This is a genomic window from Mesorhizobium sp. BR1-1-13, from assembly GCF_020165515.1.
In the GTDB taxonomy this organism is placed as follows: domain Bacteria; phylum Pseudomonadota; class Alphaproteobacteria; order Rhizobiales; family Rhizobiaceae; genus Mesorhizobium.
In genome coordinates, this window is record NZ_JAIUIH010000006.1 from 264891 (window position 1) to 289376 (window position 24486).

21 protein-coding genes are annotated in these 24486 nt (G+C 64.7%); 7 read left to right on the forward strand and 14 right to left on the reverse strand.

The features are described 5' to 3' along the window. Positions 1-187 precede the first annotated feature (187 nt). On the forward strand, positions 188-1189 hold the full coding sequence (locus LB533_RS16690) for an SIS domain-containing protein (RefSeq protein ID WP_140641656.1): 1002 nt from the start codon (positions 188-190) through the stop codon (positions 1187-1189). Positions 1190-1207: 18 nt separating this feature from the next. Here LB533_RS16690 and LB533_RS16695 read toward each other — a convergent pair whose 3' ends face one another. From LB533_RS16695 to LB533_RS16750, 12 genes are all read right to left on the reverse strand, one after another. After that, entirely contained in the window at positions 1208-1672 is a 465-nt protein-coding gene (locus tag LB533_RS16695) for an NfeD family protein (protein WP_224677766.1), read from the reverse strand. 24 nt (positions 1673-1696) lie between these two features. Beyond that, complete coding sequence (locus tag LB533_RS16700; protein WP_140641653.1) at positions 1697-2647, reverse strand: SPFH domain-containing protein; 951 nt, start codon at positions 2645-2647, stop codon at positions 1697-1699. 89 nt (positions 2648-2736) lie between these two features. Further along, positions 2737-3978, reverse strand: a complete 1242-nt coding sequence (locus LB533_RS16705; protein WP_224677767.1) for an NAD(P)/FAD-dependent oxidoreductase — start codon at positions 3976-3978, stop codon at positions 2737-2739. Positions 3979-4033: 55 nt separating this feature from the next. Further along, the gene (hemH, locus tag LB533_RS16710; RefSeq protein WP_224677768.1) at positions 4034-5098 is read right to left on the reverse strand and encodes a ferrochelatase; all 1065 of its coding nucleotides are present in this window, start codon (positions 5096-5098) and stop codon (positions 4034-4036) included. A gap of 132 nt (positions 5099-5230) precedes the next feature. Next, positions 5231-7249: a bifunctional metallophosphatase/5'-nucleotidase gene (locus LB533_RS16715; protein ID WP_224677769.1), complete on the reverse strand. Its 2019-nt coding sequence runs from the start codon at positions 7247-7249 to the stop codon at positions 5231-5233. A gap of 203 nt (positions 7250-7452) precedes the next feature. Then, positions 7453-7830 (reverse strand): hypothetical protein, encoded by a 378-nt coding sequence (locus tag LB533_RS16720; protein ID WP_140641649.1) that lies wholly within the window; start codon positions 7828-7830, stop codon positions 7453-7455. A 185-nt stretch (positions 7831-8015) separates the two neighbouring features. Then, positions 8016-9461 (reverse strand): homospermidine synthase, encoded by a 1446-nt coding sequence (locus LB533_RS16725; protein WP_140522394.1) that lies wholly within the window; start codon positions 9459-9461, stop codon positions 8016-8018. Between the two features lie 110 nt (positions 9462-9571). Further along, positions 9572-10495, reverse strand: coding sequence for a heme-dependent oxidative N-demethylase family protein (locus tag LB533_RS16730; protein WP_224677770.1), 924 nt, complete (start codon positions 10493-10495; stop codon positions 9572-9574). A 3-nt stretch (positions 10496-10498) separates the two neighbouring features. Further along, complete coding sequence (locus tag LB533_RS16735) at positions 10499-11161, reverse strand: aminotransferase class IV family protein (RefSeq protein WP_224677771.1); 663 nt, start codon at positions 11159-11161, stop codon at positions 10499-10501. Continuing rightward, complete coding sequence (locus LB533_RS16740) at positions 11110-12273, reverse strand: aminodeoxychorismate synthase component I (RefSeq protein ID WP_411970894.1); 1164 nt, start codon at positions 12271-12273, stop codon at positions 11110-11112. Before LB533_RS16740 ends, LB533_RS16735 begins: the two co-directional genes overlap by 52 nt. A gap of 188 nt (positions 12274-12461) precedes the next feature. Next, entirely contained in the window at positions 12462-13187 is a 726-nt protein-coding gene (locus LB533_RS16745) for a proton-conducting membrane transporter (RefSeq protein WP_224677772.1), read from the reverse strand. A gap of 374 nt (positions 13188-13561) precedes the next feature. Continuing rightward, entirely contained in the window at positions 13562-15400 is a 1839-nt protein-coding gene (locus tag LB533_RS16750) for a M3 family oligoendopeptidase (RefSeq protein ID WP_181169431.1), read from the reverse strand. Positions 15401-15562: 162 nt separating this feature from the next. Between LB533_RS16750 and LB533_RS16755 the strand changes: the two genes are divergently transcribed. The 3 genes from LB533_RS16755 to LB533_RS16765 all read left to right on the forward strand — a co-directional run bounded on the left by LB533_RS16755 (position 15563) and on the right by LB533_RS16765 (position 19764). After that, entirely contained in the window at positions 15563-17098 is a 1536-nt protein-coding gene (locus tag LB533_RS16755) for a sigma-54-dependent transcriptional regulator (protein ID WP_224677773.1), read from the forward strand. A 469-nt stretch (positions 17099-17567) separates the two neighbouring features. Beyond that, entirely contained in the window at positions 17568-19394 is a 1827-nt protein-coding gene (locus tag LB533_RS16760; RefSeq protein WP_224677774.1) for a DUF882 domain-containing protein, read from the forward strand. Between the two features lie 193 nt (positions 19395-19587). Continuing rightward, positions 19588-19764, forward strand: a complete 177-nt coding sequence (locus tag LB533_RS16765) for a hypothetical protein (RefSeq protein WP_140560312.1) — start codon at positions 19588-19590, stop codon at positions 19762-19764. Between the two features lie 80 nt (positions 19765-19844). On the opposite strand, the gene LB533_RS16770 is transcribed toward LB533_RS16765, so the two are convergent. Further along, positions 19845-20738 carry an AraC family transcriptional regulator gene (locus tag LB533_RS16770; RefSeq protein WP_224677775.1) on the reverse strand — a complete coding sequence of 298 codons (894 nt, stop codon included), beginning with the start codon at positions 20736-20738 and terminating at the stop codon, positions 19845-19847. A 219-nt stretch (positions 20739-20957) separates the two neighbouring features. On the opposite strand from LB533_RS16770, the gene LB533_RS16775 reads away from it, so the two are divergent. Continuing rightward, positions 20958-21716: an SDR family oxidoreductase gene (locus LB533_RS16775; protein ID WP_224677776.1), complete on the forward strand. Its 759-nt coding sequence runs from the start codon at positions 20958-20960 to the stop codon at positions 21714-21716. Positions 21717-21728: 12 nt separating this feature from the next. On the opposite strand, the gene LB533_RS16780 is transcribed toward LB533_RS16775, so the two are convergent. Beyond that, a complete protein-coding gene (locus tag LB533_RS16780; protein WP_140496266.1) occupies positions 21729-22367 on the reverse strand; it encodes a 2-dehydro-3-deoxy-phosphogluconate aldolase in 639 nt (212 codons plus the stop codon). A 187-nt stretch (positions 22368-22554) separates the two neighbouring features. Here LB533_RS16780 and LB533_RS16785 point away from each other — a divergent pair, with 187 nt between their 5' ends. Together LB533_RS16785 and LB533_RS16790 are read left to right on the forward strand one after the other, a co-directional pair. Continuing rightward, a complete protein-coding gene (locus tag LB533_RS16785; RefSeq protein WP_224677777.1) occupies positions 22555-23484 on the forward strand; it encodes a rhodanese-related sulfurtransferase in 930 nt (309 codons plus the stop codon). A 114-nt stretch (positions 23485-23598) separates the two neighbouring features. Continuing rightward, positions 23599-24339, forward strand: a complete 741-nt coding sequence (locus LB533_RS16790; RefSeq protein ID WP_140549620.1) for a tellurite resistance TerB family protein — start codon at positions 23599-23601, stop codon at positions 24337-24339. Positions 24340-24486: the final 147 nt, after the last annotated feature.

Sequence of the window (24486 nt, forward strand, 5' to 3'; positions counted from 1 at the left end):
ACCGAACCGTAAATGGGGATGGTTAACGGAGGGTTGAGGCGGAGGGCGATTGCTGTTCCAAGCGCTCATTGTTCCAGGCCTCGACATTCGTGGGCTTGCGCTTCGTTCATCCGGACTGCTGTCCGAGACGGTCAGGAGAGGCATTTCCGTTGGACAGGCGCGGCACAAAGCGCTAATCGCATCGGCCATGGATGCGCGATCCCTCGACAAGAAGCCGTTGGACAGACAGGCCTCTATCGCTTCGGCGCTAAGAACGGTGGCGACCGAACAGGCGGGAGTGGCGGCCCTGGCCGAGGCGCTCGAAAACGGGCTGGCGAAGCCGTTTGCCGAAGCGGTCGACATGATCTCGCGGATCGAAGGCCGGGTCATCGTCACCGGCGTCGGCAAAAGCGGCCATATCGGCTCGAAGATCGCCGCGACCTTGGCCTCGACCGGAACGCCGGCCTTTTTCGTTCACCCCGCTGAAGCCAATCACGGCGATCTCGGCATGATCGCCAGGGACGATGCCATCATCGCCATGTCATGGTCGGGCGAAAGCAAGGAGATGATGGGCATCGTCGCCTATTCCAGGCGCTTCTCAATCCCGCTCATTGCAATCACGTCCGGTGAGACATCGGCGCTGGCGCGCGCCGCCGATGTCGTGCTTTTGCTGCCGCGAGCGCCGGAAGCCTGCCCGCACGGGCTGGCGCCGACGACATCGGCACTGCTGCAACTGGTGATGGGGGACGCACTGGCGATCGCCCTGCTCGAGGCGCGGGGTTTCACGCCCGACCATTTCCGCACCTTTCATCCCGGCGGCCAGCTCGGCGCCAACCTGATGCAGATCCGCGAGATCATGCATGTCGGCGAGAGGTTGCCGTTGGTCGTTTCGGGCACCGGCATGCAGGACGCGATCCTGGAGTTGTCGCGCAAGGGCTTCGGCTGCGTAGCGGTCACCGCCGCCGACGGCGCGTTGATCGGCATCGTCACCGATGGCGACATCAGGCGTCACATAGGCAGCAACCTGACGGCGATGACCGTCGATGAGGTGATGACGAGATCCCCCAAGACCGCGGCGCCGGACACGCTGGTGGCGACCGCGCTGCAGACGATCAACAATTCAGCCATCACCAGCCTGATGGTGGTGGAAGGCAAGAAGCCGGTCGGGCTCGTTCATCTCCACGATCTTTTGCGCATCGGCGCCGCGTAGACTAGCGCGGAGCCGGTTTCACACTCGCTCGACGGTCAGTTCGAGATCGGTGTCGGCGGCGCCGGTGACGCGCACCTGGGTGCCGGCCGGCAGGTCAGGGCCGGAGACGCGCCACAGCGTGTCGCCGAGCCTGATGCGGCCGCGGCCGTCGCGGATCGGTTCGGCCAGCGTCGCCATCCTGCCGATCATCTGCGCGCCACGACGGTTGAGCAGCGGCTGGTCGGTCGGTTCGTCGCGTCCACCGATGAGTTTCTTGCCGACCAATGCCGAGACCAGCGACAGCGCGAGGAAGGCGAGCACCTGGACCTGCCAGGTCCAGATGGCCGCATCCCAGACCAGCAGCGATACCGCGCCGACGATCAGCGCGGCGATGCCGGTCCACAGCATGAAGATGCCCGGTGCGATGATTTCCATCGCCAAAAGCACGAAGCCCAGAACCATCCAGTTCCACGGGCCGAGTTCGGAAACGATGCGGTCGATCATGGTTTTGATCCACTCACAAAGACATTAATTGTCGCTCGGCCTGACGACCGGAGGTCGTGAGACCTGCCGTTGCGTGCCGGCCGGCCCGTCGCCCTTGAACACTTCCCTGGCGATCTCGCCGATGCCGCCCAGCGAGCCGATCAGCGACGACGCCTCGAAGGGCATCAGCACGATCTTGCTGTTGGTGGCCGAACCGATCTTGCCCAGCGCTTCGGTGTATTTCTGGGCGACGAAGTAGTTGAGCGCCTGCACATCTCCCTTGGAGATCGCTTCCGACACCACTTGCGTGGCGCGGGCTTCCGCTTCGGCGGAGCGCTCGCGTGCCTCGGCATCGCGGAAGGCGGCTTCCTTGCGGCCCTCGGCCTCGAGGATCTGCGACTGCTTGAGGCCCTCGGCGGCAAGGATCTGCGCGCGTTTGTTGCGTTCGGCCGTCATCTGCCGGCCCATCGATTCGATCAGGTTGGCCGGCGGATTGATATCCTTGATCTCGACGCGGGTGATCTTGATGCCCCAGGGATGAGCCGCTTCGTCGACCACGCGCAGCAGGCGCTCGTTGATGGCGTCGCGGTTCGACAACAACTCGTCGAGGTCCATCGAACCCATCACGGTGCGGATGTTGGTCATGGTCAGGTTGAGGATGGCGTTCTGCAGGCCGGAAACCTGGTAGGCCGCCTGCGCCGCGTTGAGGATCTGGAAGAAGGCAATGCCGTCGACGCCGACGATGGCATTGTCGCGGGTGATGATCTCCTGGCTCGGAACGTCGAGCACCTGCTCCATCATGTTCATCTTGGCGCCGATGCGATCGATGAACGGCACGATGAGGTTGAGGCCTGGCGACAGCGTTTTCGTGTAACGGCCGAAGCGCTCGACCGTATAATTGTAGCCTTGCGGGATCGTCTTTATGCCTTTGAACAGCACCAGCACGACAAGGGCGACCAGAACAATAATCGCGATATCGAAACCACTGAAATCCATTTGGCTCTCCCTCAAAAGGCAAGCCATGGGAGCCATTCTCCCGCAGCCGGCCTCAGCAAACAGTTAAGTGTGTTTCAACAACGTTACAATCAGGTGATGAGGGATTGTTTGTGTCGCTGCTGCCGATGGCTGAAGGCGAACAGGCTTGCGTCCGAATCTTGCGATCCGGCGATGGCGGCCGAAACGATTTCGGAAGCGATTTGCGAGAAGGCGATGCCGTTGCCGCCATAGCCCATCACGGCCTGGATGCGCGGATGCCCGGGGATCGCGCCGATATAGGGCAGGCCGGTGGTCGTTGTGCCGAAGGCGCCGGTCCAGGCAAAATCGGGCCTGGTGTCGAGATCCGGGAACAGGCGGCCGAGCTTCCTGGCCAGTCTCAGGCTCTTGCCGGCGATCAACGCGTCACGCCGTTCCTCGTCGATGAAATCCTCGTCTTCGCCGCCGATCACCCTGCCGTCGGCTGTCGCCCTTGCATAGAGATAGGGGTCCGATGCTTCCCAGATGAGGGCGGCGTCCGGCCAGATCTTGCGCGGCTGCGGGCGTGTGGCGATGGCCCATGTCGAGATGACCCGGTGGGCCGCCGCCGGCACGATGTCGGTCAACTCGTAGCCGGTCGCGAGCAGGACGTGCTGCGCGGTGATTGTGGGGCCGCCCCTGGTGGCGACGACGACCTCCTTGGCGCTGTCTTCGATCGTGGTCGCCTCGACCGGGGCGTAGAGGCGCGCCCTGCGCTCCAGCGCCTTCAGCAGCAATCCGGCGGTCAGTTTGCGCGGATCGAGCGCGATGTTGCCATGGCTGAGGATGGCGCCGTCGCGCTCGATGCCGAATCGCGCGGCCAGTGGCGCCGGGGCGAGATAGGTCGCGGCGATGCCAGCCTGTCGACGCGCCTCGGCTTCGTCACGCAGTTGCGATGGGCCGAGCGCGGTGCCGGCCAGATAGAGCGAGGGGGCGCGGCTCAGGCGGCAGTTGATGGAGAGCTCGGCTATGCGGCCGGCAAGGTTGGAAACAGCCAGGCGCGAGCGCCGCCAGGCCTGCTCCGCCGAAGCCTTGCCGATCATCCTGGCGAGCGCCGTCAGCGGCTGGTCGATCTCGAACTGCACCAGGGCGGTGGTCGCCGACGTAGACCCTCTCAGCGGGCCGCGCCGGTCGATGCAGATCACGGAACGGCCGTCCGCCGTCAGCGCTTCCGCGATCATGGCGCCGCTGATGCCCATGCCTATCACCAGCACATCCGCCTTGGCGTCACGGGCCAGAGCGGTTGTCGGGACAGCGGGTGCCCGATAGGCGGACCAGACTGGCCGGCCGCTTCTGAGGTCGAGCTTGCGGGGCATCGATGGTCTCCGGAAGGCGCGCCTCAACGCCCCGGAACGTCCATTGTTCCCGGGTTCAGATCCAGCCGGACAGTTCGCGCCGCACCATCGCCTCAATCACCGCCATGCCTTCTGGACTGTCGTTGAGGCAGGGGATGTGCGCGAATCTCCCGCCGCCGGCATGATGGAAGGTTTCCGCCGCCTCGCGGCCGATCTCGTCCAGCGTTTCGATGCAGTCGACCGAAAAGCCCGGATTGACGATGGCGATCGATTTGACGCCATCCCTGGCCAGTTTCTCCACCGTCTTGTCGGTGTAGGGCTGCAGCCATTCCTGTGCGCCGAAGCGCGACTGGAAGGTGGTGATCAGCTTCTTCTCGTCCCAGCCGAGCCTCTCGCGCAGCAGCCGTGTCGTCTCGAGGCAATGCTCGCGGTAAGGATCGCCTCTGTCGGAATAGGGTTTCGGGATGCCGTGGTAGGAGGTGATGACCACCTCCGGTTCGAAGTCGAGGCTCGCCAGATGCCGTTCGATCGAACGGGCGAGCGCCTCGATATAGACCGGTTCGGCATAGTAGGGCGGCACGCTGCGGACGGCCGGCGCCGCGCGCATCTTCATCAGCGCCCGGAACAACTGGTCATTGGCAGTCGCCGTGGTGGTGGCCGAATATTGCGGATAGAGCGGAAAGGTCAGGATGCGGTCGCAGCCCTGCGCGACCAGGCTTTCGGCGACGCTCGCGGTCGAGGGATTGCCGTAGCGCATCGCCCAGCCGACGATGACGTCGGGCAGGTCGCGCAATGCCACGGTCAGCTTTTCGGCCTGGGCGCGGGTATAGGTGCGCAGCGGCGACTCGTTGTTCTCCCGATTCCAGATCCTGGCATAGTTGGCGCCCGACTTCTTCGGTCGCGTGGTCAGCACGAGGCCGTAAAGGATCGGATACCAGATCGCCTTGTTGAGTTCGATGACGCGCGGGTCGGACAGGAATTCACGGAGATAGCGCCACATCGGCCTGAAATCGGTGCCGTCCGGCGTGCCGAGATTGACCAGCATGACGCCGATCTTGCCCGCCTTGGCCGGAGAATGTCCGACCGGTCTCGGTCCCACGGTTCTCGCGGGCTTGGCGTCGACAGGGGTGGAAGGCGGCATTGCGGGTCTCCGAACACGGCGCGAAAGTAGCGATGCCGCGCTGCTTTTCAATGCAGCGTCTGGCCGCACCACTCAAAAACAGGACACCCGCCCTGTTTTGGGCGGGTGTCCCTGCGCGCAAGGCGAAGACGATTACCTCGGCGGGATGGTCAAGGTCGCGCCGACCGGAAGCCGGCGCGGCTCGTAGCCCTTGTTGGCTTCGGAAATTACTTTCCACCTGGTGCCGTCGCCATAGGCCTTCTTTGCCAGGTCCCAATAGGTATCGCCGACGACGATGACATGGCTGGTTTCGGCCGGTGCGGCCTCGGCGGGCTTTGCCGGCTCAGCCGGCGCGGGTGCCGCCGGGGCGGCTTCGGCAGGCTTTGCCGGTTCCGCAGGTGCTGGCGTTGCCGGAGCGGCAGGCGTTGCCGGTGCAGGCGCAGGCGCCGCCTCGGTCGGCACGGCCGGCGGCGTCTTGGCGATATCGCCGGAGTTGGCAGGCAGGTCGGGCATTGCTTCGGCTGGCTTGGCGGGCTCCGCCGCAGGTGCGGCCGCTGTCGTCGCGGCGATCTCGGTGATGCGGCCGTCGAGCTTGGGCGTGTAGGGCCGGTGCGCGCCGAGATAGTCGGCGACCACCTGTTCAAGGCCGGGGCCGTAATCATAGGCGTTCTTGGCCTTTTCGGCGAAAACCTTGTAGCCGTCGCCGCCCTGGCGGACATAGTTGTTGGTGGCGACCAGATAGTCCTTGTCGGGATTGAGCGGCGTCCAGGCGCCGTTCTCCATCACCTCGACAGACTTGACGCGGCCGGCATTGGGCGCCGCCGATTTGTCGAAGGCGTATTTCAGGCCGGCGACCTGCGGGAAGCGGCCGGCGCCATCCTCGACCTGGCTGAGGCCGCTTTCGAGCCCGGCGACCAGGTCCTTGCCCGAGATCTGGAAGGTCGCAAGCGTGTTCTGGAAGGGCAGCACGGTCAGCACCTCGCCCATGGTGACGGTGCCCTTGTCGATCGAGGCGCGCAGGCCGCCGCCATTGGAGATGACGATCTCGACGCCCTGTCCCTTGACGCGGTCGAGGATGGCGTCGGAGACGAGATTGCCCATCGCGCATTCGCGGGCGCGGCAGCTCTCGCGGCTGCCGTCGATGACGTCGGTCGTCTCGGCCACTTCCTTGTTCTTAAGCGCTTCGATCGGCGCGCCGAGCTCCTTGATACGGGCGAGCACGGCGGGATCGGGCGTGATCGACTTGTCGAGGAGGATCGGGTCGCCGCTCGCCGACTTGACGACGCCATTGTCGTCGAACACCACCTTGAACTCGCCGAGATATTTCGAATAGGACGCCGCCTGCACGACCGGTACCTTGTAGCCGTCCGGATTGTCGACCATGGTCGGATAGGGGCCTGCCGCCTTCGGATCGGTGTTGGACAAAAGCGTATGGCTGTGGCCGCCGACGACCACGTCGACGCCCGGGATCTTCGCTATGACGTCGCGCTCCCTGTTGTAGCCGATATGGGTCACGGCAATGATCTTGTTGACGCCCTCTCCCTTCAGCTTCTCGACCGCGGCCGTGATCGACTTGACGTCGTCCTCGATGGCGATGTTGGGGCCGGGAGTGGCGAGTTCGGGCGTATCGTTGGTGACGGCGCCGATGATGCCGATCTTCTGGCCGCCGACCTCGACGACGATGGACGGCTTGACGCGGTCACCGAGCTTGGACTGCGCGTTGGCTTTCACATTGGCGCCGAGCACGGGGAACTTGATCATGTCGAGGAACGGCGCCAATGCCGTTTCGCCGTCGTCGAATTCATGATTGCCGAGCGCCATGGCATCGAACTTCATGTCGTTGAGGAACTCGCCTTCGGCCTTGCCCTTGTAAGTCGTGTAGAACAGCGAACCCTGGAAATTGTCGCCGGCGCTGAGCAACAGCACGTTCTGGCCTTCCAGCTTCTTGCGCTCCTGCGCGATCGCCGTGACCAGCCGGCCGGCGCCGCCGACGCATTCGCCCTTTGTCTCCTCGTCCGCCGAGCAGGTGGATTCGTATTTGTTGTTGCTTTCGATGCGGCTGTGCCAATCGTTGATGTGCAGGATATTCAGCGTGTAGTCGGCAAAAGATGCGCCGGCCGACAGGCCCAGCGTCGACGCGGAAAGGGCGGCAATGGCGGCAAGCTTCTTCATCTTCGTCTCCCGGATAGGCTGATCAGAGCCGTTTAGCGCTCTTGCTTGACCGGTCTATAACAGCCGGCTTTTTCAGCCATGTTCCCATCGCGTTCCGGAGCATGCAAGGGGAAATCGGGGCAAAACCCCGTTGATCTCTGCGGGGCACAAAAAAGGACGGCGGCCATTGGCCGCCGTCCTTGGAGGTCTGAATGCCTGGCGGTTCAGGCGCGCCGGGTCAGTACGAAATTCTGGCCGGAGCCGCTGGTGCAGTTGAGCTGGCTGGTCGACACCAGTAGGCAATTGAAGCTCACCGGCGTCTGCCGGATCAGCGAGGTTCCGTGGATCTCGACCGATGTCGCGCCGGTCATCGTATAGGTGCCGTCGGACAGCTTCTGGCCGGTGTCGGTCGCCACTGTGGTGAAGGTTCCGCCGGCAAAGGTCGAAAGACCGGTGCCCTTGGCATCGATCCAGGAGCCTTCGACGCCCTTCGGCGCGGCCCCTATCGACGGCTCGTCGGGACCGCTGGTTGCACAAGCGGCCAGCCCCACCATCGTGGCCGCCGCAACACTCATCGAAAGAATCGTGCGCGCAATGGTCATGTAAAAATCCTCTCCTCGCCCGTCGGCCCGAAATCGGAAAACGACTTCGGAAAGCACGGTGCATGCATCCAAGTTTCAAGAGCGCAGTTCATGCGTCCAGATGGACGCGGCTTGCTCCCGTCCGCATCCTTCAATCGCCCGATTTCCGGGCGATTGCAAGGCAGTGAGGCATGCGTGGCGCGACGCTATCGCACCAGGATGTTGCGGAATTGCCACGGGTCGTTCCGGTCGAGGTCCTCCGGAAACAGGCCGGGCCGATTATCGAGCGGCGTCCAGTCGGTATAATAGCCTTTCACCGGTCCGAGATATTGCGACTGTACGTCCAGACAGCGCTTGTAGTTCATCTCGTCGGCCTCGACGATGCCGGCTTCGGGGTTCTCCAGCGCCCAGACCATGCCGGCCAGAACCGCCGAGGTGACCTGCATGCCGGTGGCGTTCTGGTAGGGCGCCAGCTTGCGCGCTTCGGCGAGCGACAATTGCGAGCCGTACCAGTAGGCGTTCTTGTCATGGCCGTAGAGCAGCACGCCGAGCTCGTCGACGCCGTCGACCAGTTCGTTTTCGTCGAGCACATGGTGTACCGGTTGCGCCTTGCCGGCGGCGCCGAACATTTCATGCAGCGACAGCACCGCGTCGTTGCAGGGATGATAGGCGTAGTGGCAGGTCGGGCGGTACTGAACCTTGCCCTTTTTGGACCGCACGGTGAAGAAGTCGGCGATCGAGATCGCCTCGTTGTGGGTCACCAGGAAGCCGTATTGCGCACCTGGCGTCGGGCACCACGAGCGCACGCGCGTGTTGGCGCCGGGCTGCTCCAGATAGATTGCGGCCTTGGAGCCATGTTTGTGTTTCTTGCCGTTCTTGGGCATCCATTTCTCATGCGTGCCCCAGCCGAGTTCGGCGGGCTGCAAACCCTCGGAGATAAAGCCCTCGACCGACCAGGTGTTCCAGAACACGTCCATCGGCTTCGGCTTCTTGGTGCGCTGGGTGTCGCGCTCGGCGATGTGGATGCCCTTGACGCCGGCCTTCCTCATGAGCTTCGCCCAGCCCTCGCGGTCTTCCTGCGCGGGTTCCGAAAACTCGAGGCCGAGATCGGTGGCCAGGTTGACCAATGCCTGCTTGACGAACCATGAGACCATGCCCGGATTGGCGCCGCAGGTGGAGACCGCCGTCGCGCCGCCGGGCTTGTCGTGCTTTTCCTTCAGCAGCGACTCGCGCAACGCATAGTTGGTGCGGCTGGCATTGTCGGCCTCGGCATCGAAGTAGAAACCGAGCCATGGCTCGACGACCGTGTCGATGTAGAGCACGCCGAGCTTGCGGCAGAGCCGCATCAGATCCACCGAGCCGGTGTCGACCGACAGGTTGACGCAAAAACCCTGGCCGCCGCCATTGGTCAGAAGCGGGGTCAGGAGCTTCTTGTAGTTCTTCTCGGTAACAGCATCCTGCATGAAGGTGATGCCACGCTCGTCGAGCAGCGCGCGGTCGGTGCCGAGCGGGTCGATGACCGTCATGCGCGATTTGTCGAACTTGAAATGGCGCTCGATCAGCGGCAGCGTGCCCCGTCCGATCGAACCGAAGCCGATCATCACCACAGGGCCGGTGATCTCACCGTAAACGGGCCAGTTTTCATTCGCCATTTTATCGAGCACTCCTTCAGACAGGTGCAAAACCCGGGCATTCTCGCCCAACGGGCATGCGCTACATCACAGATCATTGTCATAAACCAGTGAAAAGCGCCAACCGCCGGTCAGGCGGCGTTCGCCATTTGGTTAAGGACGCCGACCAGCCGATCGCGGTCTGATGTCAAGCCCTTGTAATCGAGCTGGGCGATGTCGAGCGCTTCGAGCTGGGCAGCGAAAGCCGGAGCCAACGTGGCCCGGTCGGGGTGATGCGCCAACGCCGCCAGCGGGTCGAGATGAATGCGGATGGTGAACAGGATGTCGCCCGAGACGGGCAGTTTTCGAAGCGTCTGCCGCTCGACGCGGATGAAGGCGTGGGCATTGACGTCGCCATCGGCAAATCGCGAGGGGCGGCTGGCGGCGCGCTCGATGCGCTCGACATTGGACAGCGGGTGGTAGAGCGCACCGCCCGATTGAATCGACCAGTTGTAGCGCTCCACGGCCTGACCCTGGAGGCCGTCGAACATGCGGTTGATCAGCTCGGCCGGGCGCGTGCCCGGGCCAAAACCCGGCACAGGCGCATGGATCTGCTGCAACGGCTTGCCGAATTTTTCGAGCAGCGACCATGACGAGGGAAAGCAGAGCGAGCCGGCGGCGAGCCGCCAGCCGTCGTCGCCGCGGCGCATCAGGATCAGGTCTTCCTGGACGAGCAGCGAGGCCGCGACAAGCGGCGCCTTGGCGAAGTCGCCCCCGGGATTGCCGCCGGCGCCGATCACCTCGACCCCGCCACTGGCACGCCGATGGGTTTCGGGAAATACCCGCGGCAAGTGCGCTTCGAGCAGGTCGAGCACTTCGCGCTGGGCATCGCGCGTGCCGTCTTCCTCGACGAACACCTTGCCGGGCATTTCGGCATAGAGGCGGCGCTTCTCGGCGAGGAACGGCAGGAGGTGTTCGTCGACTTCGATCCAGTCGGCCAGGGCAAGCGGCTTCAGCCCGATGGTGAACAGCTTGGACGAGCCATCATAGGGCGTGTGGGTGGGCAGGGATGTCATGCTTCAGATCAGCTTTGCCGGGATCAAGCCGCGCAGTGAATTGCCGACATAGAGCGCCCTGGCGGATTTCAAGTCGTCAAAGCTGTAGATCGCCTCGCGGGCGCGGCCTTCATCCAGAAGCGCGCCGCGCAATACGCCAGGCAGCAGCCCGCAATCGAGGCGGGGCGTCAAAAGCATGTCTTCGCCGAAATCGGCGAAGAGATTGGTGATGGTGCCTTCGCACATCTCGCCGCGCTCGTTGGCCAACAGCACTTCGTCGGCCTGGGTGATGAGATATTCGGCGCGGGCATGCATGTAGACCTGCCGCCGGCTGGTCTTGTGGCGCAGCAGCATGTCGTGCGAATCGAGCCTCGTGCGCGCCAGCCGCAGCGTCCAAACCTTATCGGCGGCGAGCGGCTCATAGGGCTGGACCGAGGCGGCCGGGTCGCCACTGCGCGCCAAAGCCAGGCGGGTGCGCAAGGCGTTGCGCGCGCCATCGACAGCCTTGCCCAACACGTCGCCGATCCTTTGCGGGTCGCAGGCAAAACCGAGTTCGGCCGCCGAACCATAGAGGCGCGCCAGATGCCGCTCCAAGCGCAGGAAGCCCGTGGCCGGCTCCCAGCGCATGGTCTCGATCAATTCGAAACCGGCGGCGTTCCCGTCGCGAAGCGGGCTTTCAAGAGACACTCCTGATACTCCTCCTGCGCGGTTGAATCGAAGACGATGCCGCCGCCGACATTGTAGACGGCCTCGCCGCCGGGAAAGAGCGAGATGGTGCGGATCGCCACGGAAAAGCGCATCGTGCCGCCGGGCGCGATCCAGCCGATGGCGCCGCAATAGACATCGCGGGGCGTGCCTTCAAGGTCATGCAGGATCTCCATGGCGCGGATTTTCGGCGCGCCGGTAATGGAACCGCAGGGAAACAGCGCGGCAAAGATCTGGCGGATCGTGAGGCCCGGCAGCAGCTTCGCCCTGACGTCGCTCACCATCTGGTGAACGGTCGGATAGGTCTCGATGCGGAACAGCTCGGGCACTTCCAGCGTGCCGACCTCGCTGATCAGCGAGATGTCGTTGCGAAGCAGGTCGACGATCATCCGGTTCTCGGCCTGGTTCTTCTCGTCATTGCGCAGGAAGGTTTTCTGGCGTTCGTCGTCGGCTTCCGTCGCACCACGCGGCGCCGTGCCCTTCATCGGATGGGTCTCGACCATGCCCAGCGCGTCGATCTCGAAGAACAGTTCGGGTGAGCGCGACAGCACGACCGGATCGCCAAGCGAAACCAGCGCGCCATATTTCACCGGCTGGCGTTCGGTCAGCGCGTCGAAGGCGGCGAGCGGATCGCCCGACCATTGCGCATGCACCGGAAAGGTCAGGTTGCCCTGGTAGCAGTCGCCTTGCCTGATGTGCCGGTGCAGCCGCGAGAACCGCTTCTCGTAATCCTCGAACGACCATGCCGCCCTTGCATCGAAGATCGGGCCGTTGGTCGCCGCCGCCTTGCCGGGCGGCACGGGCTCCTGCACCGGCGCGTCGAAGACGCCCAGGCAGACCAGCGGAGCGCGGCGCCCTGCCGGCAGCAACGGAACCAGTTTCGGCTCCAGCAGGTAGCCCGCCTCGTACGAGAAGTAGCCGGCAAGCCATTTGCCGGCGTCATGCGCGGCCTGGGCCGCCTGGAGCGCGGCCGAGAAATCCCGGGCCTCGTGCGCCGTGATGATGTCGTCCGGTCGGTCGAAAACGAGCTGGCGCGCGCTTTCGTCATTGCGGAAAATTGCGGCGGGCAGGGGCATGGAACTCGGCGCGTGGATCGATGAAGCCAATGATGGCTCTATATGGGGGGCCAGCCGCGCGCAATCGAGGGAGCGGCACCTTGCCACTTAAAGCCGACTTCTGGCCCAACCTCCGGCCTGATCCGTGGGCAGACCTTGCGGCCAAAAGCAAACCGGCGGCGCATCGTTCGCGCCGCCGGCCGCAATCGTCGGATCTGCCCTGTCGCTCAGGTGTTGCTGGCGGTTCCGGCCGACGGAAACTGCCTGGCGAACTCCGCCTCGTTGCCGGCGGCGAGCAGCTTGGCCTGTTCGATCCAGCGCTCGCGCGCGATACGGCCGTCGAAATTCATGACGTCCTCGATCCGCTTGATATCAGCGGCTGTCCAGGCGGCGATCTGGGCAAAGCTGGTGACGCCTTGTGCCCTGAGCAGCTTCTCGTTGACCGGGCCGATACCGATCAGCCGACGCAGATTGTCGGGTTTGCCGGAAGCCGCTTTGGCCGGCGCGGACTTCGCCGGTGCCGCCTTCCTGGGCGCCGCGCTGGCCTTGGGAGAGGCCTTGGCGGCAGCGGCCTTCGGCGCGCCGGTCTTCGCGGCGCTTGAAGCGGCCTTGGCCGCAGCCGGCTTCCTGGGCGCCGGCTTGGCCGCCGGAGCGGATTTGGCAGGGGTGGGCGTCGACATCAATGCGGCCGGCGCCGGCGCCGCCGCCTTTGCCGGGCCGGAGCCGGTCGAGGCCTCGCGCAGCCGGCGCTCGAGGTCGGCGCGGGTGCGCCTACCGGCATCCAACTCGCCGGTCAGGCGATCGCTGTCGGCCCGCAGCCGGTCGCGCTCGCTGCGTGTGCGGTCGAGGTCGCCGCGCAAGCTGTCGAGCTCACCGCGCAAGCGTCCCCAGATGAACCAGCCAACCAGCACACCCACAAGGAACGCCACGAGCATGTAGAAAAAAGTGCCCATTGTCTCTCTCCAGTCAGATCCGTCTGCCGCGGCATTGGACTTAATGACCTTCGGCGAAGGACTACTCGATGATGGTTCCGCCGCCTGCGGAACAGCCGGCTTCAGTCGAGCCGTCGGCATCGGCTTTGCAAGCCATGGCCAATGGCCGTCGTCGCGTGCACCGGAACGCCGCGGTCGGCTGAGACTTCCCCGCCCGACCCGCATGCTCCGGCTGAGCTTGGCGGGGAGGCTATCATAGAGCTTACGGAAAGCTATGGGAAAACTACGAAAGAGAGTTATTCAAGAACAGATATTCAGACCAAGAATAGTGTGGTCCCAATATGCATTCCGGCTAAACTGTTCTGAGCGGGTGGGGACGGCGTACACAAGACGCCTCAGTTGTCGAGCGCTTCCAGCTCGTCGATCAGGCCGCTGATCACGCCAAGCCCGATCTGCCAGAAGGCGGGATCGGTGGCATCGAGGCCGAAAGGCGCCAGAAGCTGCGAATGATGCTTGGTGCCACCGGCGCGCAGCATCTCGAAATATTTGTCCTGGAAGCCGCGCTCGGCGTTCTGGTAGACCGCGTAGAGCGAGTTCACCAGACAGTCGCCGAACGCATAGGCGTAGACGTAAAAGGGTGAATGGATGAAGTGCGGGATGTAGGTCCAGAACACTTCGTAGCCGTCGCGCAGCTTTATCGCCGGCCCCAGACTTTCCGCCTGCACCTCCAGCCAGAATTGGCCGAGCCTGTCGGATGTCAGTTCGCCGTTGCGGCGCTCCGCATGCACCTTGCGCTCGAACTCGTAGAAGGCGATCTGGCGCACGACCGTGTTGATCATGTCCTCGACCTTCTGGGCGAGCATGGCCTTGCGCTCGCGCCTGTCGGTGGTCTGCTCGAGCAACGAGCGGAAGGTCAGCATCTCACCGAAAACGGACGCCGTCTCGGCCAGCGTCAGCGGCGTCGAGGCCATCAGCGCGCCCTGGCCGCCGGCCAGTACCTGGTGCACGCCATGGCCAAGCTCATGCGCCAGCGTCATCACGTCGCGCGGCTTGCCCATGTAGTTGAGCAGCACGTAGGGGTGCGCCGAAGGCACGGTCGGATGGGCGAAGGCGCCCGGGGATTTGCCTGGGCGCACCGGCGCGTCGATCCAGTTGCGGTCAAAGAAAGTCCGCGCGATCTCGGCCATCTCGGGCGAGAAGCGCTGATAGGCGGACAGCACCGTGTTCCTGGCCTCGTCCCAGCCGATCACGGCCTGCGGCGTCTCCGGCAGCGGCGCGTTGCGGTCCCAGTGGTTCATCACCTCCATGCCCAGCCAGCGGGCCTTCATCCGGTAATAGCGGTGTGACAGGCGCGGATAGGACTCGCGCACCGCCGAAGCCAGCGCATCGACCACACCGCGCTCGACGCGGTTGGCGAGATGGCGTGAATCGGCGATGTCCTCGAAGCCGCGCCAGCGGTCCGAGATTTCCTTGTCCTTGGCCAGCGTGTTGGTGACCAGCGTGAAGGTGCGCAAATTCCTCCGGAAGGTCTGGGCGAGCGCCTCGGAGGCGCGGCGTCGCACCTCGCCGTCGGCATCCTGCAATCGGTTCAGGGCCGGTTCCAGCGTCAGCTCCTCGCCGTCGACGTCGAAGCGCAAGTCCGTCATCGTCTCGTCGAACAGCCGGTTCCAGGCACTGCGCCCGGTGATCGACTTCTCGTGGAAAAGCTGCTCGACGCGATCCTCGAGCTGATATGGCTTGTCCAGGCGCAGATCGAGCACCCAGGGCCGGTAATGACCGAAGGCGGGGTCGGCGGCGAGCGCGCCCTCGATCGCCGCGTCGTCGATCAGGTTCAGTTCGAGCGCGAAGAACAGAAGATGCGCGCTGGCGTCGGTCATCTTCTCCTGGATGTCGCCATAGAGCTTGGCGCGCTGCGGATCGGCGGTGTTGCCGGCGTAGATGAGGCCGGCATAGGAGACGATGCGGCCGATCAGCTCTTCCAAGGCCTCATAGGCGACAAGCGCTTCGCCCAGCCTCCCTGCGCTGCCGCGCTCGGCCTCGGCGGACAGCGTGCCCTTCCAGCGGCTCTCGAAGGCGACTGCATCGGCGGCGGCTTTCGCGATGTCGCGCTTCAGCTCCGGCGCCTCCATGCCCGCATAGAGGTCGGCAAGATTCCATTCCGGCAGATCGCCAAGCTCGGCAGCGCCCTGACCGGAAGCTGGCGCCGCAGGCCGCCGATCAAACATCACGCGCATCGACAATACCTTCTTTTAAATCAAGTGGCCGGCCCTGGGCCAGGAGAACGGAGAAGCCGGTCAAATCCTAAGGAATTCGTTCACCGGGTTTTTTGAAACCTTATTTAGAACCCTGTGCCAAGATGGTCCATGGGGATATCAGGCGGGCGGCTCAAGACAGTCATGACAGGTTCCATACTCATAGTCGATGACGATCCCGTGCAGCGCCGGCTGCTCGATGCGGCGGTGACGCGGTTCGGCCACACCGCAATCGTCGTCGACGGGGGCGCTGCCGGCCTCGACGCCCTCGACGGGCCCGGCGCCCGCGGCGTGTCGGTGGTCATCCTCGATCTGGTCATGCCCGATCTCGATGGCATCGGCGTGCTCAAGGCGATGCGCGAGCGCGGCATCACCATCCCCGTCATCGTGCAGACCGCCCAGGGCGGCATCGAGACCGTGGTTTCGGCGATGCGCCACGGCGCCTTCGATTTCGTCGTCAAACCGGCCTCTCCCGACAGGCTGCAGGCCTCGATCGCCAACGCGCTCAAGGTCGAGGCTGTCGAAGGCGAGGTCAAGCGCACGTCTCGCCGGCGCGGCGGGCTGCTGACCTTCAGGGACATGATCACGCACAGTCCCGCCATGGACAAGGTGATCCGCCTCGGCCAGAAAGCGGCGGCATCCAACATCCCGATCCTGATCGAGGGCGAATCCGGCGTCGGCAAGGAACTGGTGGCGCGCGCCATACAGGGCAGCGGCGACCGCCGCTCGAAACCTTTCGTCACCGTCAATTGCGGCGCCATTCCCGACAATCTGGTCGAATCGATCCTGTTCGGCCATGAGAAGGGCTCGTTCACCGGAGCCACGGAGAAGCACACCGGCAAATTCGTCGAAGCGCATTCGGGCACGCTGTTTCTGGACGAGATCGGCGACCTGCCGCTCGACGTGCAGGTCAAGCTGCTGCGCGCCGTCCAGGATGGCGAGGTCGATCCGGTCGGCGGCCGCGCCACGGTCCGGGTCGACATCAGGTTGATTTCGGCGACGCACCGCAATCTCCTGCAGCAGGTCAAGGACGGCAAGTTCCGCGAGGACCTGTTCTACCGGCTCAACGTCTATCCGATCTATGTGCCGCCATTGCGCGACCGCCGCGACGACATTCCCGATCTGGTCGCACATTTCATGGAGAAGGTGGCTCCGGCAGACCCGCGCCATCGCCTGCGGGGCATTTCGGCGGCGGCGCTCGCCGTGCTCCAGGCCTATGACTGGCCCGGCAACATCCGGCAGCTGGAAAATGCCGTCTTCCGCGCCTCGGTGCTGTGCGAAGGCGATGTGCTCGGCGTCGAGGATTTCCCGCAAATCCGCGCCCAGGTGGAGGGCACGGTCCGTCTCGATGTGGACATCGCGCCGACCGGCCCGGCTTTGGCAGTAGAACCGCGCGATGAGCCGGCGCTGGCCGGCGAGGGCGTTTCGGCTGCCGAACCCGAATCGCCGATGCGGCTTCAGCCACGCTTCGGCACGCTGCGCGCGCTCGACGAGCGCGGCAATGTGCGCGCGCTGGCGGATGTCGAACTGGAGATGATCAAGCTCGCCATCGATCACTACAACGGCCAGATGAGCGAAGTCGCCCGCCGCCTCGGCATCGGCCGCTCGACGCTTTACCGCAAGCTCAAGGAATACGGCATCGATCCGGAAACCGGCAGGCTCGACCAGCTCGCTTCCTGAGAGCGCCATCGCGCACAGCCGCCCGATGTCCGACCTGAGAGCGGTCGGCCCGAGTGCGGTCACGCAAGGCCGGGACCAGCTTGCGCTGCCATCATGTCGCCGGTGCATTGACTGGACCGGAGTGTGGCGCGCCGATGGCGACGTCCCCGACGGTCCCGTTCACGCATTAAGGCTAACGGTAACAGATCGTGTTTCGGCCAAACGAGGAATCATGATCTAAACCAGCGGTTTACCAAGAAACCTTGTGGACAATTTTTGGCGGGATATCGCCACGGTGTTACCGCATTTCGGCTTCAATAAGCGATGATTAACCATTAGGATCGATATTCGGATGTGACAACGACACGTCCGTTTGGGCAAATCCGGGGACAAACGGCAGCCTGCAAGGCCTTTTGATTTGAACAGAATCGAACGACACACAAACGGGCGGCACTATCATTTGAGCGTCTGGCCGAAGTGGCTGGCGGCCATGATTGTCGCATTTGGTTTTCTTGCCGCTGCCGCAACCGGCGCCAGGGCCGAAGTCCGTTCGCTGAAGCTCTACCACCTCCACACGCATGAGAAGGCGGAGATCGTCTACAAGCGCAACGGCCGTTACGATCAGGCCGGGCTGAGGAAGATCAACATCATCCTGCGCGACTGGCGCCGCAACGAGCCGACCAAGATGGACCCGCGCCTGCTGGACCTGGTCTGGGAAGCCTATCGGGAAAGCGGCGCCACCGACTATATCCAGGTGGTTTGCGGCTATCGCTCGCCGTCGACGAACTCGATGCTGCGCAGCCGCAGCAAGGGTGTCGCCGAGAAGAGCCAGCACATGCTCGGCAAGGCGATGGACTTCTACATTCCGGGCGTGCCGCTGAAGAAGCTGCGCAATATCGGGCTCAAGATGCAGGGCGGCGGCGTCGGCTACTATCCGAGATCCGGTTCGCCGTTCGTCCACATGGATGTCGGCAATGTGCGCCATTGGCCCGGTATCAGCCGACAGGAACTGGTGAGCCTGTTCCCGAACGGCAAGACGCTGCACGTGCCGAGCGACGGCCGGCCGCTGCCCGGCTTTGAGCAGGCGCTTGCCTCATACAAGGCACGCAAGGGTTCCGGCGGCGCCGCCATCGAACTGGCCAGCGCCGGCGGCGGTTCGAAAAGGTCCGGTGGTCTGCTGGCTGCCTTCTTCGGCGGTGGCGACGACGAGGCCGACGACAGCGCCGATGTCGCATCGGCAGAGCCGGCGCCCAAGCCGAGAAGCGTGAAGCCGGCACCGGCGAGCACCGCCAAGAGCGGCACCCTGCCGGGGATCGCGATCGTGGCGCCCGAGAACGCCAAGCGCGCCGAGATTCCGCAGGTCGCCGAGGAGCAGGCTCCGGAGCCGGAAAAGGATACCCCCGAGACGATCATCGCGGCGTTGCCGGCACGCAGCATCCCGCTGCCCGATTTCGCGCCGCGGCCGAAAGTCGATGTCGGGGCGCAGCCGCCTGAGAATGTTCCCTTCGGCATGGCGGATGCGACGGCCAGCACCGAACAGACCGTGGCAACCGTGCAGACGCCGGCGAATATGCCTTTCGGCAAGGCTGATCCCTCGGCGGTTACGGCCGATGCAGCGCGGGTTGCCGCCAACAACATACCTTTGCCGACATGGCGCCCCGAACACACGTTGCCGGCAGTGCTGGCGCCTGCGCCCAGCAAGGATGTGCTGATGGCGCTGGCCGAGACGGCCGAGCGTAGCAAGACCGCGACCGATGCCTTCTCGGTGCTGCCGAGCGCGCGGCCGGATATGACCAATATCGATGCGGCCAAGCCCGATGCGGTCAAGCCCGATGCGGTCAAGGCCGTGCTCGACGAGGCCGAGGCGCCTCCCGTGCAGGCTGACTATTATCGGGTTGCGTCGTTGTCCGAGCCTCGTTCGGCGTTCAACGACCCGTCCGGCGTCGATGCCGCATCGCCGCGCGAGGCCGTCGTTGCCCGCGCCGCCGGTTCCGATCCGGTCGCCGCGATCGGCGCCGGCGTGAAGACGACCCGCAAGGAGGCCAGAGCCACCGCCCGCGACCTGAAACCCGGTCCCAAGGCCATCGTGGTCGCCGCCGCGCCGCAGGCCGCCCGCTGGGCGCTGACCAGCGGCGAGAATGTCGCCACGGTTTCGAGCGCCACGACGGCGCCGGGCTACGCCTACAATGTGGTCCACACGCCGCCGAGCGAGGTCTACACAGCCGGCTTCCAGCAGGGCGACCAGATGGCGGATGCCAACCGTTTCACCGGCAATGCCGTAAAATTCCTGTCCGTCGCGCGCTTCCAGACGAAGTAGCGTAAAGACCGGGCATTCCGAAAGCCGCGCTGGGTAACCGGCGCGGCTTTTTTGTTGTCACCGGCTGTGTGCGGGAACAACCGGCATGCATGAAGCCGGCCCTGCGGGATCACGGGCGCCTGAACTTCTCGTGAAAACGTAAAAGCTGCCTATTTCCGGGCTAGAATGGCTGCGTTCCAACCTGGGGATATTCATGAAGAAGATTCTATTGGCATCCGTCCTGGCGCTGGTGGCGGCATCGGCGGCTATTGCTCCCTCGCAAGCCGAAACCGTGATCATCAAAAATGGCAAGCATCACTGCCGGACCAAGGTGGTCACGCATTGGAAGCATCACCACAAGGTGGTCGAGAAGGTCAGGGTCTGCAACTGACCGCCAAGGCTGACTGCCATGGCACCAAACTAGCCCGATCGGCGCAAGCCGGCCGGGCTTTTTCGTGCCGCCGGGACGGTTCAGTCGATGTCCAGCGCGGCCGCTTCGCCCCGCGCCAGAAGCCGCGCGGCATCGCGTGCAGGCGGCAACCCGAACTGACGCGCATATTCCCGGCTGAACTGTGAAGCGCTTTCATAGCCCACGGTAAAGGCAACCCGCGCGGCGTTTCCCGGCTGGGCCAGCAGCAGGTGGCGGGCCTCCAGCAGGCGGACCTGCTTCTGGTACTGGATCGGGCTCATCGCCGTCGCCGCCTTGAAGTGGCGATGAAACGCAGCGCTGCTCATATTGGCGAGCTCGGCCAACCGCCGCACCTCGATCGGCTCGTCATAGTGAGCGCGGATCCACGCGGTCGCCCGGCGGATCTGTGACAAGCGGCTGTCGGCGCCGGCGAGATGGCGCAACTTCGCGCCTTGCGGGCCTTGCAACAGGCGAAACAATATCTCGCGCTCGAGCAGGGGAGCGAGCACGGGAATCTCGGCGGGCCTGTCGAGCAGCCGCAGCATCCGGCGCCACGCGTCGAGCAGGTCGTCATTGGCCAGGTAGGTCTTGAAATCGTCGCCACCGACGGCCGGCTCGTGCTCGATGAGCAGGGCTGCGATCGCCTTGACATCGAGGGCGAAGCCGAGGGCCACATAGGGATGCGCGGTGCTCGCCTCGATCAGCTGGCTGGTGGCGGGTGTCTCGACCGCGTAGACGAAATAGCTGCCGGCTTGATAACGAAGCGTACGCTCGCCGATCAGCACCGATTTCGTGCCTTGCAGCACGAACAGCGCCGTCGGCTGACAAAGCTCGGGCATCGGCGGCGTCGGGACCTCGCTGCGGCCGATCGTAACGCGAGGGATCGCCGTCCTTGTCCGCCGTCCATGCGCATGGCGGGCGGCGATGGCGATCAATTCCAGCAACGCTTCTCTCATCGTTTCAGCATTGCCGATCCGCGTGGGCCGCGCAACCAGGTGAGAGGATCAGGCAAGAGCAAGAGAGTTTTCGGCGCGCGAGGCGGGCTGCAATCCGCCATCTCTAAGGCGCGTCGCGTTTGGCGACGCGTCTTGGGCCTTTGTTTTATGCATGTCGTTCTCCCAGACCGGGCCACTTCCAGGCGACAGGCATCAGGCCTCCACAAAGGAGATTTGGACATGACGACATCGAAGCGCGCGCTGGTGACCGGCGCCAACAAGGGCATCGGCCTGGAGACCGCACGGCGCCTGGCGGCAACGGGATTCAAGGTCTGGCTCGGCGCCCGCGACGCCGCACGCGGCTCCGCGGCGGCACAGACGCTGCGCAGCGAAGGGCTCGACGTCGAGTGGCTCGAACTCGACGTTGCCGATGACGAAAGCGTGGCGGCCGCCGCCAGGACCGTCGCGGCGCGGGCAGCCAGCCTCGACGTGCTGGTCAACAATGCCGGCATCGCTCCCGCCTATGTCGACGCGCTCGGTCCCGACGGGCGCTATGAGCTGCCGCCGAGCCGGGAAAATGTCGCCGACATTAAGGCCACCTATGAGGTCAACGTCTTCGGCCCGGTCCGCGTCACCCAGGCATTCCTGCCGCTCTTGCTGGCATCGCCCGCCGGCCGCATCGTCATGGTGAGCAGCTATATCGGCTCGATCGCACGCGCGCAGGACGCAACAGGCGAAACCCAGTCACCCAACATAATGGGCTACGGCAGCTCCAAGACGGCGCTCAACGCCATCACGGTGGCGTTCGCCAGGGAGCTCGCGCCGCGCGGGATCAAGGTGAATGCGGCTGCTCCCGGCTACACCGCGACCGATCTCAATGGGCACAGGGGCGGTCGCACGGTGCAGCAGGCAGCCGAGATCATCGTGCGCCTGGCGACGCTGGATGCCGATGGTCCGACCGCCGGCTATTTCGACGAGAATGGCCCGCTGCGCTGGTGAACGCGAAACCGCTTATCCGGCGAGCTTGCTCGCGGCGCGTGCGAGAGCTTCGATCTCGTCCCACCTGCCGGCCTTGACCATGTCGTCGGGGGCGACCCAGGAGCCGCCGACGCAGATGACATTGGGCAGGCTGAGATAGTCGGCCGCGTTCTTGCCGGTGATACCGCCGGTCGGGCAGAATTTCACGTCGGCGAGCGGCGAGGCGAAGGCCTTCAGCGAGGCGATGCCGCCGGACTGCTCGGCCGGGAAGAACTTCAGGAAGCGCAAGCCTGCTTCGCGCGCGGCCATGATCTCGCCGGGGGTGATGGCGCCGGGCAGCAACGGAACCTCGCTGTCGGCGGCGCCTGCCAGAAGCTCGCGGGTTATGCCCGGGCTGACGATGAATTGCGAGCCGGCGGCGGCCGCCTCGTCGAACTGGCGCGCATCCAGAATGGTGCCCGCACCGACGATGGCTTCCTCGACCTCGCCGGCCACGCGGCGGATCGCTTCCAGCGCATCCGCGGTCCTGAGCGTGATCTCGATCGCCGGCAGGCCGCCGCGCGCCAAAGCGCGGGCCAAGGGCACGGCATTGGCAACTTCAGCGATCTTCAGCACCGGGATGACCGGCTGACCGTTGAGCAGCGACAGGAGTTTTTCGGTCTTGCTGGGCATCTTCTTCTCCATATCGTCGTCAATTCAACCGATTAGCAGACTGATATTTTCCTGTCCACGCAACCGGGCGTGTCGTGATGTCACGCACGCCGGGCAGCTTACGGGCACTTCCGGAACAGGGCCATGACAGGCCGTCAAACCCGTTTCACCTTGAAACGGCTTTTACGAGCGTCTAGTTGCTCTGGCAATGACACCGTCCGAGCCATCCCAGCCTGTCCGCGTCGCCGCGCTCTACAAATTTGCGCGGCTCGACGCCTTCCAGGCGCTGCGGGCGCCGCTGGCCGCCTTCTGCTGTGGACGCGGCATCAGGGGTACGCTGCTTCTGGCGCATGAAGGCATCAACGGCACTGTCGCCGGCAGCGATGCGGCGATTGCCGAACTGATCGACCATCTCGAAGCCATCGACGGGCTGTCCGGCCTCGAGGTGAAATACAGCAGCGCCGCGCAAACGCCCTTCCACCGCATGAAGGTGCGGCTGAAGCGCGAGATCGTCACCATGGGTGTCGAAGACATCGACCGGGCGAAGAGTGCCGGCACCTATGTCGCGCCGGCCGACTGGAACGCGCTGATTTCCCAACCCGACACGATCGTCATCGACACGCGCAACGCCTACGAAGTGTCGATCGGCACCTTCAAGGGCGCCATCGATCCGGCGACCGCGAGCTTTCGCGAATTCCCGGCCTGGGTGGAAGAGCACCGCGCGGAGCTGGAAGGCCGCAAGGTCGCCATGTTCTGCACTGGCGGCATACGCTGCGAAAAGGCGACGGCCTATGTCAGGTCGCTCGGCCTCGAGGAGGTATTCCATCTCAAGGGCGGCATCCTGAAATATCTCGAAGAGGTGCCGGCCGAAGACAGCCTCTGGCAAGGCGAGTGCTTCGTCTTCGACGAACGGGTTTCGGTGTCGCACGGCCTCTCCGAGGGCGACGCCGAGCTGTGCCGCGCCTGCCGCCATCCGCTGACCTTAGATGAGCTGACATCGCCGAAATTTGCTGCCGGCGTCTCTTGCCCGCATTGTTTCGACGCTCGTTCGGACGCCGACCGCAAGCGCTACGCCGAGCGCCAGCGGCAGGTCGAGCTGGCGCAGGCGCGGGGCAGGGGACCGCATATCGGATCCTGATCAAGGCGCCTGGGCCGGGACAAAGCGACGTCCGTCATTGCAATGCCAGGTTTCGGACCTACGTCTTCGGCATTCGAAACCTGCCCGTTCGGCCGGGCAATCCTGGAGGCATTGATGTTCGATCCCAAGAAGCTTCTCGACGATCTGCTCGGCTCGCAAATTCCCGGCACCGGCGGCACGGTCCGCGACAAGGCGGGACAGGCGGTGCAGATGGCCAAGGACAATCCTCTTGCGGCGGGCGCGCTGGCCGCGGTGCTGCTTGGAACCGGCGCCGGGCGCCAGGTCACCGGTGCCGCCGTCAAGCTCGGCGGGTTGGCAGCGATCGGTGGCCTCGCCTACAAGGCCTACCAGAACTACAAGGCCGGCAATGCACCCGAGCAGGCGCCGGCGGCCGGCGAACCGGAATTGCTGCCGCCGCCGAAGGACACTGCCTTCCACCCGTCGCAAGCGCCGCAGGGCGAGGACGAATTCACGCTGACCCTGGTGCGGGCGATGATCTCGGCGGCCAAGGCCGACGGCCATGTCGACGATGAGGAGCGCAAGAAGATCGCCGGCAAGCTGAGCCTCGCGGGAATCGGTTCCGATGCGGAAAAATTCCTGATGGCGGAGCTGGAGAGCCCGCTCGACCTCGACACGCTGGTGGCCGGCGCCAAGACCGACGCGCAGAAGCTTGAGCTCTACACGGCGTCGCGCCTCACAATCGATCCCGACACACGTGCCGAGCGCGGCTATCTCGATCTGCTCGCGGGCCGGCTCGGCCTGCCGGATGCGCTGATCGACCATGTCGAGGCGACGGTTTCGGCGGTCAAGGTGCCGGCTGCCAAGGCCGGGACCTCACCCAATCCACGCTGGTAGGTCAAAACGGAACAGGCGGGCCTTGGTGGCGTTAACCTCTCGTTAACCCAGGAAGCGCATGATTCTAGACAGTCGGATCGGCTTTCCTCCTCCCAAGTCCGGTCCAGATCAGGGCGGTCGCCAATGACCGCCCTTTTTGTCGGCCCT

Bases quoted from the DNA above. Each gene is read 5' to 3' on its own strand.
- LB533_RS16690 (WP_140641656.1), top strand. From the start codon at position 188: ATGGATGCGCGATCCCTCGACAAGAAGCCGTTGGACAGACAGGCCTCT.
- LB533_RS16695 (WP_224677766.1), bottom strand. From the start codon at position 1,672: ATGATCGACCGCATCGTTTCCGAACTCGGCCCGTGGAACTGGATGGTT.
- LB533_RS16700 (WP_140641653.1), bottom strand. From the start codon at position 2,647: ATGGATTTCAGTGGTTTCGATATCGCGATTATTGTTCTGGTCGCCCTT.
- LB533_RS16705 (WP_224677767.1), bottom strand. From the start codon at position 3,978: ATGCCCCGCAAGCTCGACCTCAGAAGCGGCCGGCCAGTCTGGTCCGCC.
- hemH (WP_224677768.1), bottom strand. From the start codon at position 5,098: ATGCCGCCTTCCACCCCTGTCGACGCCAAGCCCGCGAGAACCGTGGGA.
- LB533_RS16715 (WP_224677769.1), bottom strand. From the start codon at position 7,249: ATGAAGAAGCTTGCCGCCATTGCCGCCCTTTCCGCGTCGACGCTGGGC.
- LB533_RS16720 (WP_140641649.1), bottom strand. From the start codon at position 7,830: ATGACCATTGCGCGCACGATTCTTTCGATGAGTGTTGCGGCGGCCACG.
- LB533_RS16725 (WP_140522394.1), bottom strand. From the start codon at position 9,461: ATGGCGAATGAAAACTGGCCCGTTTACGGTGAGATCACCGGCCCTGTG.
- LB533_RS16730 (WP_224677770.1), bottom strand. From the start codon at position 10,495: ATGACATCCCTGCCCACCCACACGCCCTATGATGGCTCGTCCAAGCTG.
- LB533_RS16745 (WP_224677772.1), bottom strand. From the start codon at position 13,187: ATGGGCACTTTTTTCTACATGCTCGTGGCGTTCCTTGTGGGTGTGCTG.
- LB533_RS16750 (WP_181169431.1), bottom strand. From the start codon at position 15,400: ATGCGCGTGATGTTTGATCGGCGGCCTGCGGCGCCAGCTTCCGGTCAG.
- LB533_RS16755 (WP_224677773.1), top strand. From the start codon at position 15,563: ATGACAGGTTCCATACTCATAGTCGATGACGATCCCGTGCAGCGCCGG.
- LB533_RS16760 (WP_224677774.1), top strand. From the start codon at position 17,568: ATGATTGTCGCATTTGGTTTTCTTGCCGCTGCCGCAACCGGCGCCAGG.
- LB533_RS16765 (WP_140560312.1), top strand. From the start codon at position 19,588: ATGAAGAAGATTCTATTGGCATCCGTCCTGGCGCTGGTGGCGGCATCG.
- LB533_RS16770 (WP_224677775.1), bottom strand. From the start codon at position 20,738: ATGAGAGAAGCGTTGCTGGAATTGATCGCCATCGCCGCCCGCCATGCG.
- LB533_RS16775 (WP_224677776.1), top strand. From the start codon at position 20,958: ATGACGACATCGAAGCGCGCGCTGGTGACCGGCGCCAACAAGGGCATC.
- LB533_RS16780 (WP_140496266.1), bottom strand. From the start codon at position 22,367: ATGCCCAGCAAGACCGAAAAACTCCTGTCGCTGCTCAACGGTCAGCCG.
- LB533_RS16785 (WP_224677777.1), top strand. From the start codon at position 22,555: ATGACACCGTCCGAGCCATCCCAGCCTGTCCGCGTCGCCGCGCTCTAC.
- LB533_RS16790 (WP_140549620.1), top strand. From the start codon at position 23,599: ATGTTCGATCCCAAGAAGCTTCTCGACGATCTGCTCGGCTCGCAAATT.